11 protein-coding genes are annotated in these 15579 nt (G+C 68.6%); 8 read left to right on the plus strand and 3 right to left on the minus strand.

The genetic code is table 11. The features are described from left to right. Window positions 1–86: 86 nt before the first annotated feature. Both LGN10_RS13075 and LGN10_RS13080 read right to left on the minus strand, forming a co-directional pair. Window positions 87–728 (minus strand): DUF938 domain-containing protein, encoded by a 642-nt coding sequence (locus tag LGN10_RS13075; protein ID WP_226223752.1) that lies wholly within the window; start codon window positions 726–728, stop codon window positions 87–89. Beyond that, window positions 725–1627, minus strand: coding sequence for an NAD-dependent protein deacetylase (locus LGN10_RS13080; protein WP_319001229.1), 903 nt, complete (start codon window positions 1625–1627; stop codon window positions 725–727). Before LGN10_RS13080 ends, LGN10_RS13075 begins: the two co-directional genes overlap by 4 nt. A 1062-nt stretch (window positions 1628–2689) precedes the next feature. Here LGN10_RS13080 and LGN10_RS13085 point away from each other — a divergent pair. Together LGN10_RS13085 and LGN10_RS13090 are read left to right on the plus strand one after the other, a co-directional pair. Continuing rightward, the gene (locus LGN10_RS13085; RefSeq protein ID WP_226223764.1) at window positions 2690–3649 is read left to right on the plus strand and encodes an LLM class oxidoreductase; all 960 of its coding nucleotides are present in this window, start codon (window positions 2690–2692) and stop codon (window positions 3647–3649) included. 349 nt (window positions 3650–3998) lie between these two features. Continuing rightward, window positions 3999–6446, plus strand: coding sequence for a mechanosensitive ion channel family protein (locus LGN10_RS13090; protein ID WP_226223771.1), 2448 nt, complete (start codon window positions 3999–4001; stop codon window positions 6444–6446). A 33-nt stretch (window positions 6447–6479) separates the two neighbouring features. Here LGN10_RS13090 and LGN10_RS13095 read toward each other — a convergent pair whose 3' ends face one another. Next, window positions 6480–7316, minus strand: a complete 837-nt coding sequence (locus tag LGN10_RS13095) for a CerR family C-terminal domain-containing protein (RefSeq protein WP_226223773.1) — start codon at window positions 7314–7316, stop codon at window positions 6480–6482. Window positions 7317–7407: 91 nt separating this feature from the next. Here LGN10_RS13095 and LGN10_RS13100 point away from each other — a divergent pair, with 91 nt between their 5' ends. From LGN10_RS13100 to LGN10_RS13125, 6 genes are all read left to right on the plus strand, one after another. Further along, on the plus strand, window positions 7408–8532 hold the full coding sequence (locus LGN10_RS13100; protein ID WP_226223775.1) for an HlyD family secretion protein: 1125 nt from the start codon (window positions 7408–7410) through the stop codon (window positions 8530–8532). Further along, window positions 8525–10111, plus strand: coding sequence for an MDR family MFS transporter (locus LGN10_RS13105; RefSeq protein WP_059582883.1), 1587 nt, complete (start codon window positions 8525–8527; stop codon window positions 10109–10111). The genes LGN10_RS13100 and LGN10_RS13105 overlap by 8 nt, the downstream gene beginning before the upstream one ends. 13 nt (window positions 10112–10124) lie before the next feature. Further along, complete coding sequence (locus LGN10_RS13110) at window positions 10125–11612, plus strand: efflux transporter outer membrane subunit (RefSeq protein WP_226223777.1); 1488 nt, start codon at window positions 10125–10127, stop codon at window positions 11610–11612. Window positions 11613–11846: 234 nt separating this feature from the next. Beyond that, window positions 11847–13382, plus strand: a complete 1536-nt coding sequence (locus LGN10_RS13115; protein ID WP_226223783.1) for a catalase — start codon at window positions 11847–11849, stop codon at window positions 13380–13382. A 77-nt stretch (window positions 13383–13459) separates the two neighbouring features. Next, a complete protein-coding gene (locus tag LGN10_RS13120; protein WP_226223784.1) occupies window positions 13460–14071 on the plus strand; it encodes an ankyrin repeat domain-containing protein in 612 nt (203 codons plus the stop codon). A gap of 347 nt (window positions 14072–14418) precedes the next feature. Next, window positions 14419–15579: an efflux RND transporter periplasmic adaptor subunit gene (locus tag LGN10_RS13125; RefSeq protein ID WP_059582893.1), complete on the plus strand. Its 1161-nt coding sequence runs from the start codon at window positions 14419–14421 to the stop codon at window positions 15577–15579.

Raw genomic sequence — 15579 nt, forward strand, 5'->3', positions numbered from 1 at the left:
CCGGAAAAAACGGGGCGCGACCCGAGCCGGGCCGCGCGCACAGGCGAAAGGATAGAGGAAACCCGGCGGCGCTGCGCGCTTGCGTGTCATTGCTCCGCGTGCGGCAGGCGCCGGAACACGACGCTCAGGTTGTTCGCCGGCATCTCGACGACCTCGCGGCAGTCGAGCCCGCGATCGAGCCCGAGCGCGACCACCGTCTCGAGATCGCGCACGCCCCACGACGGGTCGCGGCCGCGCAACTGCTGGTCGAAGGCCGCGTTCGACGGCGCCGTATGGCGGCCTTCGCGACGGTACGGGCCGTACAGGAACAGCACGCCGCCCGGCCTCAGCACGCGCGACGCGCCCGCGAACAGCGCTTCCGTACAGGCCCACGGCGAGATGTGGATCATGTTGATGCAGACGATCGCGTCGAGCGCCGCGACCGGCCACGGCGTGTCGCGCACGTCGAACGCCAGCGGGCCGGCGACGTTCGCGAGGCCCGTGTGCGCGATCCACGCCGCGATCGAGCGCCGCGCCTGCGCGTCGGGATCGCTCGGCTGCCAGTGCAGGCCCGTCAACGCCTGCGCGAAGTGAACGACGTGCTGCCCGGTGCCGCTCGCGATTTCGAGCACGCTGCCGCTCGCCGGCAGCACGCGGCGCAGCACGTCGAGGATCGGCCCGCGATTGCGTTCGGCCGCCGGCGCCGACAGCCGCGCGGACGGATCGGGCGAGGAAGCGGCGCCCGTCACGATGCATGCTCCGTCGTGTGGCTGTTGCTTCCGAGCCCCAGCCGCGCCACGAGCGCGTCGAGCGCGGGGGCGCAGTGCGCCTCGACCTTCAACGTCAGCATCGGGTCCGCGCGCGTATGGCCGAGATTGAGCGCGGCAACCGGCTTGTGCTGCGCCTGCGCCCACACGCAGAAGCGGTAGCCGGAATACACCATCAGCGACGAGCCGACGACGAGCAGCGCGTCGGCCGCATCGAGCGCCTGCGACGCCAGCGCCACGCGCTCGCGCGGCACGTTCTCGCCGAAGAACACCACCGCCGGCTTCAGCAGCCCGCCGCACGCGGGGCACGCCGGGATGCGGAACGTATCGAGCGCGGCCCATTCGAGATGCGCGTCGCCGTCCGCGGCCGGCTCGGCCTGCGCGCCTAGCAGATCCGGATTGTCGGCTTCGAGCACGGCCTGGATCGTCGCGCGTGCGTGATGCGCGCCGCAGTCGAGGCAGGTCACGCCGTTGATGCCGCCGTGCAGCTCGATCACGTCGTCGCTGCCCGCGCGCTGATGCAGGCCGTCGACGTTCTGCGTGACGAGGCGCTCGATCCGGCCCGCGCCGCCGAGCCGCGCCAGCGCGACATGCGACCCGTTCGGCCGCGCGCGCCCGACGACCGGCCAGCCGATCATGCTGCGCGCCCAGTAGCGGCGCCGCACGGCATCGGAGCCGAGGAATTCCTGGAGCTGGATCGGCGGCGAGCGCATCCATTGGCCGTTGCGGTCGCGGTAGCCGGGAATGCCGGAATCGGTGCTGATGCCCGCGCCGGTCAGCACGAGCAGGCGCGGATGACGCTCGACGAACGTGTGCAGCGCATCGAGCGCGGCCGGATCGACGTCGGCGAGGGAGGAATCGGGCAAGGCTTTATCGTTCATGTTGGCAACGTGATCGGTCGTGCCGGCAGGCCGTACGCCCGCACGGGCTGGCCACGCATGCCAGCACATGATACAGAACGCCGCGCGATCGGGTGGGCCGCCGCCGCGGTAAGCCGGGGCACGAAAAACCCGCAAAAAGACGCCCATCGCCGCTCGGCGACGGGCGCTTCAACAATTGATCCATCGGGGTAGTGGATCAACTGACAGCACAATGTTGCGACGCCCGTCGTACCGCGATTGACGGACGTTCCCCGGACTTCGTGTTCCGCGCTGCCGCGCACATCGGCGCGTCACCGGCTTTCCCGATTCGATCCTGTTCGGCTGGCTCGTCACGCCGACACGATGCCCGGCGTGCAAATGGATTCGCCGCGCGACGACGTGCGTGGCGCCATGGCATGACGATTCCGGGATCCAGGCTGCGGCCATCCGCCTGCGTCGCTGTTCATCGTCGACGGCCGAGCGGCACTGGTCGGCCTCGTGCGTCACGTATGCGCGCCGTCGTTCAGAACGAACCAGATTGCCCGGATGAAACGGAAAGCCGCTCGTTCACGTCGCCGTCATCAACGGCGAAGCGACTACCCTGGCAGGTCGGCGATTCATGTTTGCAACACGATTCGTTGCGTTTCGGTCTTTTTTCATTCTCTTGTCCCCGTCTCCGATACATCCGACCCACTGAAGCGATTGCCGGGATCGACTGCGCCCGCGATCGCGCTCACGGCACATACAACCATGCAAGGAGCGCACCATGCTTCATGCCGCAAGGCCTCGCGGGCGCCTGCAAGACCGCGAACAAGCATCGCACCCCGCCAGAAAGCGCGAACGTTTCGAAACTGAAACGCATCGCCGGGCCCGCCGGGCGTCGTCGTGCGGCCTCCGAGCCGGGCGGTCGATCACCTTACGATCGCCTTGAGATCGCCCGACGTTTGGCGCCGCGCGGCACGCCCCCCGCGGGCCGGATAGCGCGAGCTTGGCCGTCCCGCTCGTCCGTCGCGCAAACACGCTAGAGTCTCTTTCCATAGGGAACGCCGCGCGTTCCCGCCGCCTCGCCTCCAAGGACCCGCCATGACCGCACTTGCTGCCGCCCACCCCGACGTCGCGCATCCCGTGTTTTCGGCCGGGCGGCTGTCGATCGGCCTCACGCTTCCGCTCCTGCGCAGCGGCCGCGTCGTCGCGGACTTCAACGAACAGCTCGAACTCGCGGCGCGGGCCGATTCGCTCGGCTTTCGCGCGCTGTGGATTCGCGACGTGCCGCTGAATAGCGCGGATTATCCCGACCCGGTCGGCCACCTCGACCCGTGGGTGCTGCTCGGCGCGCTCGCGGCACGCACCCGCCGGATCGCGCTCGCCAGCGGCGCGATCGTGCTGCCGCTGCGTCATCCGCTGCATATCGCCAAAGGCGCGCTGTCGGTCGCGACGCTGTCGGGCGGGCGCTTCATCCTCGGGCTCGGCTCCGGCGACCGGCCGCCCGAATATGCGGCGTTCGGCGTCGACGCGGAAACGCGGCGCGACCGCTATCGCGCGCACTGGGACGTCGTCGCGGCCGCACTCGGCGTGCCGTCGCGCGTGCGGCCGGACGAAGCGCCGCCCGATGCGCCCGAATTCACGCTGCTGCCGCGCAGCGCCGACGCGGTGCCGATGCTTGCGGTCGGCTCGGGCGGACAGAGCGTGGACTGGATCGCACGGCATTCGATCGGCTGGATGACGTATCACCGCGATCCGGAAACGCAGCGCGCCCGCTATTCGATGTGGCGCACGGCGGTCGACCGGCTCGCCTCGCCGGCATTTCGCGCGTTCGGCGTCGCGATGCGGCTCGACCTCGCCGCCCGTCCGGATACGCCCGCCACCGCGCTGCCGCTCGGTTATGCAACCGGGCGCCGCGCATTGGTCGATATCCTGCGGGACATGCGTGCGGCAGGTACGCACCATGTCACGCTGAACCTCGGATCGGACCGGCCCGTGCGCGATGTCATCGAAGAAATCGCCGAACATGTCCTGCCGGTATTTCACGACGAGCAAGCGTGATTCATCAGGAATCCAAATTCAGATGACGCGATGCGAGCGTGGGTCGCGGCCGGACGAACGCTCGCCGGGCAACGCATCGCGAGCCGGCATCGAAAGACACGCGTTACAGGCGGCCCCCCTGCGATCGGGAAAGCGGGACGTTCCCGCCGATGCCGGACGGCGGCAGCCTGCATCAGGTATCAGGTACATGGCTTGCGGACATGCACCGCCAGCGCCCGCACAGCCCCGCTCATACCCGATCCGAATAGTCTGCGACGGAACTATTCGCTCCCGGTCGCAATCATGTTAACTTCCGTCCATCGTTCAGCCCGGCGGGCCGCGTGACGATACGCACCCGCCTCTCCACTCCATGCGACATCTTCTCCTCGGCTGGCTGCTCGCCGCCGTCGTCTCGGCCGCCCACGCGGCCGCGCCCGCTCCGGCCGCCGCGTCGGCCGCCTCCGGCGCCGAGCCCGCACTGACGCCGCAGCAGGCGCGGCAGGCATTGAATGTGCTCGAGAACCCGCGCGAGCGCGCACAGGTCGAAACGACGCTGCGCGCCATCGCGGCCGTCGGCGCGTTGAGCGCGCCCGCCGTGCCGGCAAGCGCCGCGCCTGCCAGCGGCGCATCGGCTGCTGCAGCGCCGGCGGCGCTCACGTCGAACGGGCTCGCATCGATGCTCGTTCGCCAGGGATCGCGCTGGGCCGTCCAGATCGGCAATGCACTGCAGGAATCGCTGCGCTCGCTGCTCGATATCGGGTCGGTGGGAAGCTGGTGGCACGACAGGCTCGTGCGCGCCGACCAGCGCGCGGACCTCACTCACACGCTCGTGATCCTCCTCGCGGTGCTCGTGCCCGCGCTCTTCGTCGAATGGCTCGCGAAGCGGCTGCTGCGACGCGCGCTGGCTGCATTGGCCGCGCGCCGCGCGGCGTCCGATTCCGCCGCGTCGGACGAGGGCAACACGCCGCCGCCCGATACGTCCACCGCGCCCGACACCGCAACCGCAGGCACGGCAGACACCGCCCCTCCGTCCTCGCAAAGCCGAGGCCACGCACGCCGACACACCACGCTGCTGCACCGGATGCCGCGCGCGCTCGTGAGTCTCGCGCTGCGCGCGGTGCCGCTGCTCGTGTTCGTCGGCGTCGCGAGCCTGACGATGTCGTTGCTCGATGAAGCGGACACGCCGATCGAATCCGCGCTCGAAGCATTGATCGACATCTACGTGATCTGCCGGCTCGTCACCATCGTCAGCCGGCTGTTCTTCCAGCCCGATGCGCGGCAGTTGCGGCTGCTGCATATCAGCGACGCATGGGCCGATTTCGCGCAACGCTCGATCGCGCGGATCGTGATCGTGGTCGGCGCGTGCACGGCGGCCGTCGAGATCGCGGCCAACTTCGGCCTGACCGAAGCCGGCCATGTCGCGCTGCTGAAGGCCGTCGCGCTCGTCGGGCACGTGATGATCTCGGTACTGATCCTGCAGTGCCGCCGGCCGGTGGCGGCACGCATCCGCGCCGCCGGCGCGGATCGGCCGACCTTCACCGTCGTCGCCAACGCGCTCGCGGACGCGTGGGCGCCTGTCTCGGTCTTCATCGTGATGGCGCTGTGGTTCGTGTGGGCGCTCGACGTCCACAACGGCTACCGCGTGCTGATCGCGCTCGGGGGCCGCTCGATCGCCGTGATGATCGTGATGCGAATGGTGTCGATCGTCGTGTTCGGCGCGCTCGCGCGGCTGTTCCAGCGCCGCGAGGACGACCGCACGCTCGTTCATCTGCACGCGTACCGCTACTACCCGCTGCTGCGCCAGATCGTGTCGGGCGCGATCGGCATCGTGACCGTCGTACTGCTGCTGCAGATCTGGGGCGTGCCGATCTTCCGCGCGTTCGAGACGGGCACGATCGGCCACCGCCTCGCGTCCGCGCTGGTGACGATCGCGATCGCGGCAATCGTCGCGCTCGTCGTGTGGGAAGCGGCCAACATCGCGATCGAGCGCCGCCTGCAACGCTGGACGCGCGAGGGCAACCTGGTGCGCGCGGCGCGGCTGCGCACGCTGCTGCCGATGCTGCGCTCGCTGCTGTTCGTGATGATCGCGCTCGTCGTCGTGCTGACGGGCCTCAGTGAACTCGGCGTAAACGTCGGCCCGCTGCTGGCCGGCGCCAGCATCTTCGGCGTCGCGCTCGGGTTCGGCTCGCAGAAGCTCGTGCAGGATTTCATCACCGGGATCTTCCTGCTGATGGAAAACGCGATGCAGGTCGGCGACTGGGTCACGCTCGCCGGCGTATCGGGCACGGTCGAATACCTGTCGATCCGCACCGTGCGGCTGCGCGCCGGCGACGGGTCGCTGTACACGATCCCGTTCAGCTCGGTGACGACCGTCAACAACACGAATCGCGGGCTCGGCAACGCGGCCGTCAAGGTCAGCATCGCGTACGGCGAGGACATCGACCGGGCGATCGCGACGCTGAAGGAAATCGGCGCCGCGTTGCGCGACGATCCGAAATACCACGACGGCATCCTGTCGGATTTCAGCTACTGGGGTATCGATCAGGTCGATGGCGCGGCGCTCGCGCTGGCCGGGCAGATGCAATGTACGGACTCGGCACGCTGGAGCGTGCAGCGCGAATTCAACCGGCGGATCGCGGAAACGTTCCGCGAACGCGGGATCCGGATCGCCAATCCGCAGCGCAGCGTCGTAGCCTATGCGGATGGATCGCGGCCTGCCGGCAACGATGAGAACGACGCGCGCCCCGATACGCGGAATGCCGCCGAATCGGCAGCCCGGCCGCCGTCGCCCGACGGAGCGGAGCGCAAGCCGGGCTGATCGCGCTCGCCCGGGGCCGGCGACCGGCCGCGCTCAACGCGCGGCAGGCTTCTTCACGCGCGCCGTGCTTTTCGCGGCGGGGGGTACCGCCCCCGGCTTCGCGGCACGTGGTTTCGCCGCGGCACGCTGCCCGCGCTTCGCAGCGGTTGCCGGGGCAGCGGCACCCGCATCGCGCTGCGCATGCCATTGCTCGAGCAGCACGCGCGTCTGCTCGGCAATCGTGTCGGTTACCAGCGCCGCACGCTCGCCCTCGAATGCGTCCCATTCGAGCAACTGCAGCGCCGAACGCTGCGCGATGTGAAACACCGTGATCTGCCCGAACAGGCTGAGCGCGCGCAATCGCGTGACGGGATCGTCGACAGGCCGGCCGGAGATGCGGCCGATCAGCTCGGCGCTCACGTCGTTGAGCGGCTTGCGCAAGCGCTTCATCAGGATTTCGCTCGCGCTCGCCGGCTCCTGGCCGCCCTGCTCGCGCGCGAAGAACATCCGCTGGTTCATCGTCTTCGGTGCGGTGAACATCCGGTCCGACAGCGCGCGCAGCAGCCCGACGAACGCTTCGATCAGCTCGTCGACGCTCGCGTCCGTGTCGAGCATCGCCCGCGCATGGCCGACCGCCGGCGCGAACACCGCCCAGCCGTGCTCGGCGATCGTCTCGACGCACGCGCGGTACACGCCTTCCTTGTTCTCGAAGTAGTACTGGAGCGCCGGCGCGTTCACGCCCGCCCTCGCGGCGATCTCGCGCGTCGACGCGCCCGCGAACCCGCGTTCGCCGAACAGTTCGAGCGCCGCCTCGATGATCCGCTGACGCGTTTCGTCGCCGCGCGCGTAGCCGCCCGCCGACGTGCGGCGCAGCTTCTTCGCTTCGTTCATGCCTTCCTCGTCATTCGATCGATCGACATTCTACTTGACACAATTTTATCAACTGGAATAATTCTTCCACTTGGAATAAATTGGACCCAGCATGTCGACGCCACAAGACCCGCCACAGAAAGCAGATCGTCAGGAAAACGGAACAACGCCCCGCAACGGAAACGGCGGGAGAAGGCGGCGCATCCTGCTCGCGGTCGCCGTGCTCGCGGCCGTCGGCGGCGCGGTCTGGCTCGGCCGCTGGTGGACGGTCGGCCGCTTCATCGAGAGCACCAACGACGCGTACCTGCAAGCGGACAGCATGACCGCCGCGCCGAAGGTCGCCGGCTACGTGACCGACGTCTATGTACGCGACAACCAGCCCGTGAAAGCCGGCGATCCGCTCGTGCGGCTCGACGTGCGCCAGTATCAGGTCGCGCTCGCGCAGGCGCTCGCTACCGTCGACGCCCGCCGCGCCGATATCGCGCGCGCCGAAGCCGACATCAGCCAGCAGCGCGCGAATCTCGAGCAGGCCGAAGCGCAGGCGAAGGTGTCGAGCATCAACGCGCAGCACGCAAGCGACGAGTACACGCGCTACGCGCCGCTCGCGGCGACCGGCGCCGAGACGCACGAACGCGTGGCCGACCTGAAAAGCACGCGCGACCAGGCGGCGGCGACGCTCGCCGCGAACAACGCGTCGATCGCCGCCGCCCGCACGCAGATCGCGTCGTTCACCGCACAGCTCCAGCAGGCGCGCGCGCAGCTCGAGGCCGCGCAGGCCAGCGCCGCACAGGCGCAACTCGACCTCGACAACACGATCGTGCGCAGCACGCTCGCAGGCCGTGTCGGCGATCGCACGGTGCGCGTCGGTCAATACGTGCAGCCCGGCACGCGTCTGCTGACCGTCGTGCCGGTCGACTCGATCTATCTCGTCGCGAACTTCAAGGAAACGCAGATCGGCAACATGCGCATCGGCCAGCCCGTCGAGCTGCATGTCGACGCGCTGCCGGACGGCCCGCTGTCCGGCGTCGTCGACAGCTTCGCGCCCGGCACCGGCGCGCAGTTCGCGCTGCTGCCGCCCGAGAACGCGACCGGCAACTTCACGAAGATCGTCCAGCGCGTGCCGGTGCGCATCCGTCTCGCCGCGGATGCCCGCGCGCAGCGCATGCTGTTGCCCGGGCTGTCGGTGACGGTCGACGTCGATACGCGCTCGGCCCGCGACGAGACGCATCATGGCTGATACGTCCGCCACGATACCCATGCCGCCGCACGAGGGCCGCGCGAGCGTGACCGACTGGATCGCGGTTGCGGCCGGCGCGCTCGGCGCGCTGATGGCGACGCTCGACATCTCGATCACGAACTCCGCGCTGCCGCAGATCCAGGGCGAAATCGGCGCGACCGGCACCGAAGGCACGTGGATCTCGACCGGCTACCTGATGTCGGAAATCGTGATGATCCCGCTCGCCGCGTGGCTCACGCGCGTGTTCGGGCTGCGCAATTTCCTGCTGACGAACTCCGCGCTGTTCATCGCGTTCTCGATGATGTGCGGCTGGTCGCATTCGCTGCCGATGATGATCGCCGGCCGGATCGGCCAGGGCTTCACCGGCGGCGCGCTGATCCCGACCGCGCAGACGATCATCCGCACGCGATTGCCGCTGTCGCAGTTGCCGGTCGGGATGACGCTGTTCGGCCTGATCGTGCTGCTCGGGCCGCTGTTCGGCCCGGTGCTCGGCGGCTGGCTCGCGGAAAACGTGAACTGGAGCTGGTGTTTCTTCCTGAACCTGCCCGTGTGCCTGCTGCTGATGGCGCTGCTGGTGTTCGGGCTGCCGTCGGACCGCCCGCAATGGAGCGCATTCTTCAACGCGGACTGGCTCGGCATCTTCGGCCTCGCGATCGGCCTGAGCTCGCTGACCGTCGTGCTCGAGGAAGGCCAGCGCGAGCGCTGGTTCGAATCGCAGATGATCGTCACGCTGAGCGTCGTGTCGTTCGTCGGGATGATCCTGATCGCGCTGTCGCAGCGCTTCGCGAAGCGGCCGATCATGCGGCTGTCGCTGATGCGCAACCCGCGCTACGCGAGCGTGATCGTGATCGTGTCCGCGGTCGGCGCCGGGCTGTACGGCGTGTCCTACCTGCTGCCGCAGTTCCTCGCGATCGTCGCCGGCTACAACGCGGAACAGGCCGGCGCGATCATGCTGCTGTCGGGGCTGCCGGCCTTTCTCGTGATGCCGATCCTGCCGCGCCTGCTCGGCAAGGTCGATTTCCGCATCCTCGTGATCGCGGGGCTGCTGCTGTTCTGCCTGAGCTGCATGCTCGACATCAGCCTGACCGCGCAGAGCGTCGGCCACGATTTCGTGTGGTCGCAACTGATCCGCGGCCTCGCGCAGATGCTCGCGATGATGCCGCTCAACCAGGCGTCGATGGCTGCCGTCGCGCGCGAGGATTCAGGCGATGCGGCCGGGCTCTACAACATGGCGCGCAACCTCGGCGGCTCGATCGGGCTCGCGATCATCGGCACCGTGATCGATCGGCGCACGACCTTCCATACGGCCGCGCTGCGCGAATCGGTGAGCGCGAACTCGCTGATCGGGCAGGATCGCCTGTCGGCCTATGCGGCCAACTGGTTCGCGCACACCGGCGATCTCGCGTATTCGAACATGCGCGCGCTCGGCCAACTGGCGCAGCAGATCCAGATCCAGGCCGTCGTAATGACCTATTCCGAAACCTTCTATCTGCTCGGCCTCGCGCTGCTCGCCTGCGTGCCGCTCGCGCTGCTGCTGCGCACGCCGCGCGGCCCGCAACCGATGTCGTCCGGCCATTGACCCGTCTTACGCGATGAAACCCTTCACCCTGCCCCGCCGCCCCGCGCTCACCCTGTGCGCGGCCGCGTGCCTGCTCGCCGGCTGCACGGTCGGCCCCGACTACCGCGGCGCGCCCGCCGCACCGGATGCGCCGACCTTCGTGCGCGCACCGGCCACCGGCATCGACACCGCCGCGCCCGCGCCGAGCGCGTGGTGGCACGCGCTGAACGACCGCCAGCTCGACGAACTGATCGTCGCCGCGCTCGTCTACAACCCCGATCTGCACGCGGCGCAGGCGCGCTTGCGCGCGGCACGCGCGCAGCTCTCGCAACAGCGCGCCGCGCGAATGCCGAAATCGTCGGCCACCGTCGCGGCCATCCGCATGCGCGAACCGGACGTCGGCGCGCTCGGCTCGCTGCTACCGTCGAACGACTCGGGCCAGTCGGGCGGCACGTCGCCGTCGCTCGGCGGCTCGGGGCCGCTGCAACTCTATTCGGCGGGCTTCGACGCGACCTGGGAAATCGATCTGTTCGGTGGCACGCGCCGCACGATCGAAGCCGCATCCGCACAAGCCGAAGCGGTCGATGCCGATCTTGCCGACACGCAGGTGTCGATCGCGGCCGAAGTCGCGAATGCTTACGTCGACCTGCGCGACCAGCAGCAACGGCTTGCGTTGTCGCGGCGCACCGCGCAATTGCAGCAGCAGATGCTCGAACTCACGCAGCAGCGCCGCGCGCGCGGCGTCGCGGCCGATGCGGACATCGAGCGCCTGACGACGCAGGTCGAGAACACGCGCGCCTCGCTGATCCCGCTCGATGCCCAGGTGACCGAATCGCTCGACCGGCTCGCGATCCTGACGGGCCGCGCGCCGGGCGCGCTCGACGCCGCGCTGTCGACGCCGGACGCGGCATTGCCGACGCTGCCCGGCAGCGTCGCGATCGGCGATCCGGCCACGCTGCTGAAACAGCGCCCCGACATTCGCGCGGCCGAACGCCGGCTCGCGTCGAGCAATGCGCAGATCGGCGAGCATGTGGCCGACTACTTCCCGAAGGTGACGCTGCTCGGCGATCTCGGCTTCAGCGCGACCGACCCCGGCCACCTGTTGCGCAAGCAGAATTTCACGTGGGTCGGCGCGCCGTACTTGCAATGGAACATTCTCGACTTCGGACGCACGCGCGGCGCGGTACGTGCGGCCGAAGCATCGCGCGACGAAGCGGAAGCGAATTATCAGAAAGCCGTGCTCGATGCATTACAGGATGCCAACACCGCGCTGCAGCGTTACGGGCATCAGCGCGAACATGTGGTCGCGTTGACGAAGGTGCAGACGTCGGCCGTGCATTCGCGCGCGCTGATGGACCAGCGCTATCGCGCGGGCGTCGCGTCGATGATCGACCTGCTCGATACGCAACGCGAAGCGCTAGCCGCGCAGCAGAACGTGATCGCCGGGCAAGCCGAACTGATCAAGGACTACGTGTCGGTGCAGAAGAGTCTCGGGCTCGGATGGCAAACAGGCGCCGGTTGACGGCGCCGCCGCAAATCATGCACGACCGATGCATCATGCTCATCGAAACAATTCGGCAACAACTCATTGCGCGCGCAACAATACTGCTTCGTTTCGTGCGCAACGAACGGTTCGCGCCGCATCGTGCCCACGGCTATCGATGACATATCGAATATCAATTAGCCAATCGTCTGACGATCTCTTCTAATTCAGTCGGCTTCCCCACCACCGATCGGATCAAGGAGTTCCATCGTCATGTCCTCGTCTTCCCATCGCGTGCTGCGGCACGCAGTCGCCGCAATCTGCGTGGCACTCTCCGCTTCCCCGTACGCCGCCGAACTCACGCGCGACACCGGCGCACCCGTCGGCGACAACCAGAATTCGCAGACGGCCGGCCCCGCCGGCCCGGTGCTGCTGCAGGACTCCGCGCTCATCGAGAAACTGCAGCGCTTCGATCGCGAACGCATTCCGGAACGCGTCGTGCATGCACGCGGCACGGGCGCATTCGGCGAGTTCGTGCCGAGCGCCGACATCTCCGACCTGACGAAAGCGAAAGTCTTCACGCCGGGCACCCGCACGCCGGTGTTCGTGCGCTTCTCCACCGTGATGGGCTATCGCGGCTCGCCCGAGCAGGCGCGCGACCCGCGCGGCTTCGCGGTGAAGTTCTATACGCAGCAGGGCAACTGGGACATGGTCGGCATCAACTGGCCGGTGTTCTTCATTCGCGACGGCATCAAGTTCCCGGACTTCGTGCACGCGAACAAGCCGAGCGCCGTGACCGGCGTGCAGGATCCGAACCTCGCGTTCGACTTCTTCGCGCACACGCCCGAAGCGACCCACATGCTGACGCGGCTGTACACGGACGAGGGCATGCCCGATTCGTATCGCCGCATGGACGGCTTCGCGGTGCATGCGTTCAAGTTCGTCAATGCGCAAGGCGACGTGCACTACGTGAAGTTCCACTGGAAGAGCCAGCAAGGCGTGCACGGCCTGCGCCCGCAAGAAATCGCCGCGTCGATCGGCCGCGACTGGAACATGATGACGAACGATCTGTACGGCGCGCTGAAACAGGGTGATTTCCCGAAGTGGGACCTGTACGTCCAGGTGCTCACGCCGAAGGACCTGAACCGCTTCGATTTCGACGCGCTCGACGACACGAAGGTGTGGACCGGCGTGCCTGAACGCAAGATCGGCACGATGACGCTCAACCGCGTGCCCGACAACTACTTCCAGTCGACCGAGGAATCCGCGTTCGCGCCGTCGCGGCTCGTGCCCGGCATCGAGCCGTCCGAGGACCGGATGCTGCAGGATCGCCTGTTCGCGTACGCCGACACGCAGATGTACCGGCTCGACGCGAACTACATGGATCTGCCGATCAACCGCCCCGTCGTGCCGGTGGTCAACAACAACCAGGACGGCACGATGAATGCCGGCGACCGCAAGGGCGAGGTGAACTACGAACCGTCGACGCTGAACGAGCTCGCGCAGGATCCGCAGTACAAGTCGGTCCGCATGGCGCTCAGCGGCACGACGCAGCAGGAAGCGATCCGCAAGAAGCTGCCGTTCCGTCAGGCCGGCGAGTACTACCGCAGCCTGTCGCAGCAGGACAAGGACGACCTCGTCACCGCGCTGTCCGGCGACCTCGGCCAGGTGAAGAACGCGCAGAACCAGTACGCGATGCTCTCGTACTTCTACAAGGCCGACGCCGACTACGGTACGCGCCTCGCCCAGGCCGTTCACGCGAACGTCCAGCAGGTGCAGTCGCTCGCGGCGAAGCTGAGCGACAACTGATCCCGCGACGCCGGTCGCTGCCGACGTGCGCGATTGCGCCGCGCACGTCGGCCCGGCCACCTCATCAGGACTTCCTCATGCGATCCGAACGCTTCCCCCATGCGATCCGCGCGGCCGCGGCGGCGCTCGCGCTCGCCGCACTCGCCGGCTGCACGCACCTGCCCGACCAGCCGGCGTACGGCAAGGCCGATCCCGCCGCGCTGCGTCGCTATGACGACGACTGGTTCGACGCCGCGCGCGTCGGCCGCGTCGATATCCTGCGCGCGTTGCACGAGGCCGGCTATCCGGTCGACGCGACCGACAGCCACGGCTATACGGCCGTGATCCTCGCGTCGTACGACGGCCAGCCCGCGGCGCTCGACTACCTGTTGTCGGCCGGTGCCGACGCGTGCGTCGGCGATCGTCACGGCAACACCGCACTGATGGGCGCGCTCTTCAGGAACGAGCGCGACATCGCACGGCGCCTGATCGACACACGCTGCCCGATCGACCAGACCAACGGCGCCGGCGAAACCGCGTTGGGCTTCGCGACACTGTTCAACCGCTTCGAGCTGATTCCGCTGCTCGTCGCGCGTGGCGCAAATCCGAACCATGTCGACCGGCGCGGCCAGTCGCTGCTTCAGCTCGCGCTGACGCACGACAACACGTACGCCGCGGACGCGCTGCGGGAAGCCGGCGCCAGACCGTAGCGCGACGGCGCGTCAAATGGCGCGCCCCATTCTCTGCCCCCCCGCCCGCTTCGCCATCGCGCGACGCCGGCGCCGCGTCGTCGGGCGGTTCGCCCGGCGGCCCTGCCGGCTCGATCTTTAAATACCGGCGCGAGCCGACGCCCGCATCGAGTCGAAACATCACGCGCATGACACCGCGCGGCATCCCGTTCGTCCGAGCATTCCGCTTCGGCTCACTCCCTGCTTTTCGGCGCCTTTCGCCGCCTCCATCGAATCTCCATCTTTCCGCATAAAAGCCGCCAACTACTCCAAGCACACTCCGCCCCGTCAAAGCAGGCAGTGGGCTGCCTGCGCTTCCTGGAGTCGTTATGAACAATCAGAACCGATGCTGCCACGGCGCCGTATGTGTGCTGGTGGCGGCGATGCTGGCCGGTTGCGGGCCGTCCGAACAGCAGGCCGCCGCGCCGGCCACCCCGGTGGCGGCCATGGCGGTGGCCGCCACGCGCGTCGACGTGACCGAAGATCTGCCCGGCCGCGTCGCGGCCGTGCGGGTGGCCGAGATCCGGCCGCAGGTGAGCGGCATCGTGCAACGCCGGCTGTTCGAGCAGGGCACCGAAGTACGCCAGGGCCAGCCGCTGTTCCAGATCAATCCGGCGCCGTTCAAGGCCGAGATGGATACGGCCGCCGCCTCGCTGCTGCGGGCGCAGGCCGCGCTCGAACGCGCGAAGGTCCAGACCGCGCGCTTCAAGCCGCTCGTCGAAGCCGATGCGATCAGCCGCCAGGTGTACGACGACGCCGTATCGCAACGCGACCAGGCCGCGGCCGACGTCGCGCAGGCCCGCGCGACGCTCGCGCGCCGCCAGCTCGATCTGAAATTCGCGACCGTGGAAGCGCCGATCGCCGGCCGCATCGACCAGGCGCTCGTGACGGAAGGTGCGCTGGTGTCGAGCGGCGACAGTCAGCCGATGGCGCGCATCCAGCAAATCGACCAGGTCTATGTGGACGTGCGCCAGCCGGCCGCGTCGCTCGAAGCGCTGCGCGGCGCGCTCGCGTCGCAGCCGCAAGCGTCGGACGGCAACGGCCTGCCGGTCGACGTACTGCGCGACGACGACACGCGTTACGACGTAAAGGGCCGCATGCTGTTCTCGGGCGTCAACGTCGATCCGGGCACCGGCGACGTGCTGCTGCGCGTGCTGGTCGACAACCCGAAACGCCAACTGCTGCCGGGCATGTACGTGCGTGCCCGCATTCCGCGCGCGCACTACGCCAACGCGGTGATGGTGCCGCAACAGGCCGTCGTGCGCGCCGGCGGCAAGCCGCAGGTGTGGGTGCTCGACGCGAAAGGGCACGCGCGTCTGAAGGCCGTCGAAATCGGCGAGCTCACGAACCGCCACTACCGCATCAAGTCGGGCCTGCAGGCCGGCCAGAAGATCGTCGTCGAGGGCATGGAACGCCTGACCGATGGCGCGCCGGCCGCCGCGACCGACTGGAAGTCGCCTGACGCGGCCGCCGCCGCGTCCGCGCACTGA

Source organism: Burkholderia sp. AU32262 (assembly GCF_020419985.1).
Lineage (GTDB): Bacteria > Pseudomonadota > Gammaproteobacteria > Burkholderiales > Burkholderiaceae > Burkholderia > Burkholderia semiarida.

What these genes read in the sequence shown, in the direction of transcription:
- LGN10_RS13080 (WP_319001229.1), bottom strand. Translation starts at nt 1,627, where the DNA reads ATGAACGATAAAGCCTTGCCCGATTCCTCCCTCGCCGACGTCGATCCG.
- LGN10_RS13085 (WP_226223764.1), top strand. Translation starts at nt 2,690, where the DNA reads ATGACCGCACTTGCTGCCGCCCACCCCGACGTCGCGCATCCCGTGTTT.
- LGN10_RS13090 (WP_226223771.1), top strand. Translation starts at nt 3,999, where the DNA reads ATGCGACATCTTCTCCTCGGCTGGCTGCTCGCCGCCGTCGTCTCGGCC.
- LGN10_RS13095 (WP_226223773.1), bottom strand. Translation starts at nt 7,316, where the DNA reads ATGAACGAAGCGAAGAAGCTGCGCCGCACGTCGGCGGGCGGCTACGCG.
- LGN10_RS13100 (WP_226223775.1), top strand. Translation starts at nt 7,408, where the DNA reads ATGTCGACGCCACAAGACCCGCCACAGAAAGCAGATCGTCAGGAAAAC.
- LGN10_RS13105 (WP_059582883.1), top strand. Translation starts at nt 8,525, where the DNA reads ATGGCTGATACGTCCGCCACGATACCCATGCCGCCGCACGAGGGCCGC.
- LGN10_RS13110 (WP_226223777.1), top strand. Translation starts at nt 10,125, where the DNA reads ATGAAACCCTTCACCCTGCCCCGCCGCCCCGCGCTCACCCTGTGCGCG.
- LGN10_RS13115 (WP_226223783.1), top strand. Translation starts at nt 11,847, where the DNA reads ATGTCCTCGTCTTCCCATCGCGTGCTGCGGCACGCAGTCGCCGCAATC.
- LGN10_RS13120 (WP_226223784.1), top strand. Translation starts at nt 13,460, where the DNA reads ATGCGATCCGAACGCTTCCCCCATGCGATCCGCGCGGCCGCGGCGGCG.
- LGN10_RS13125 (WP_059582893.1), top strand. Translation starts at nt 14,419, where the DNA reads ATGAACAATCAGAACCGATGCTGCCACGGCGCCGTATGTGTGCTGGTG.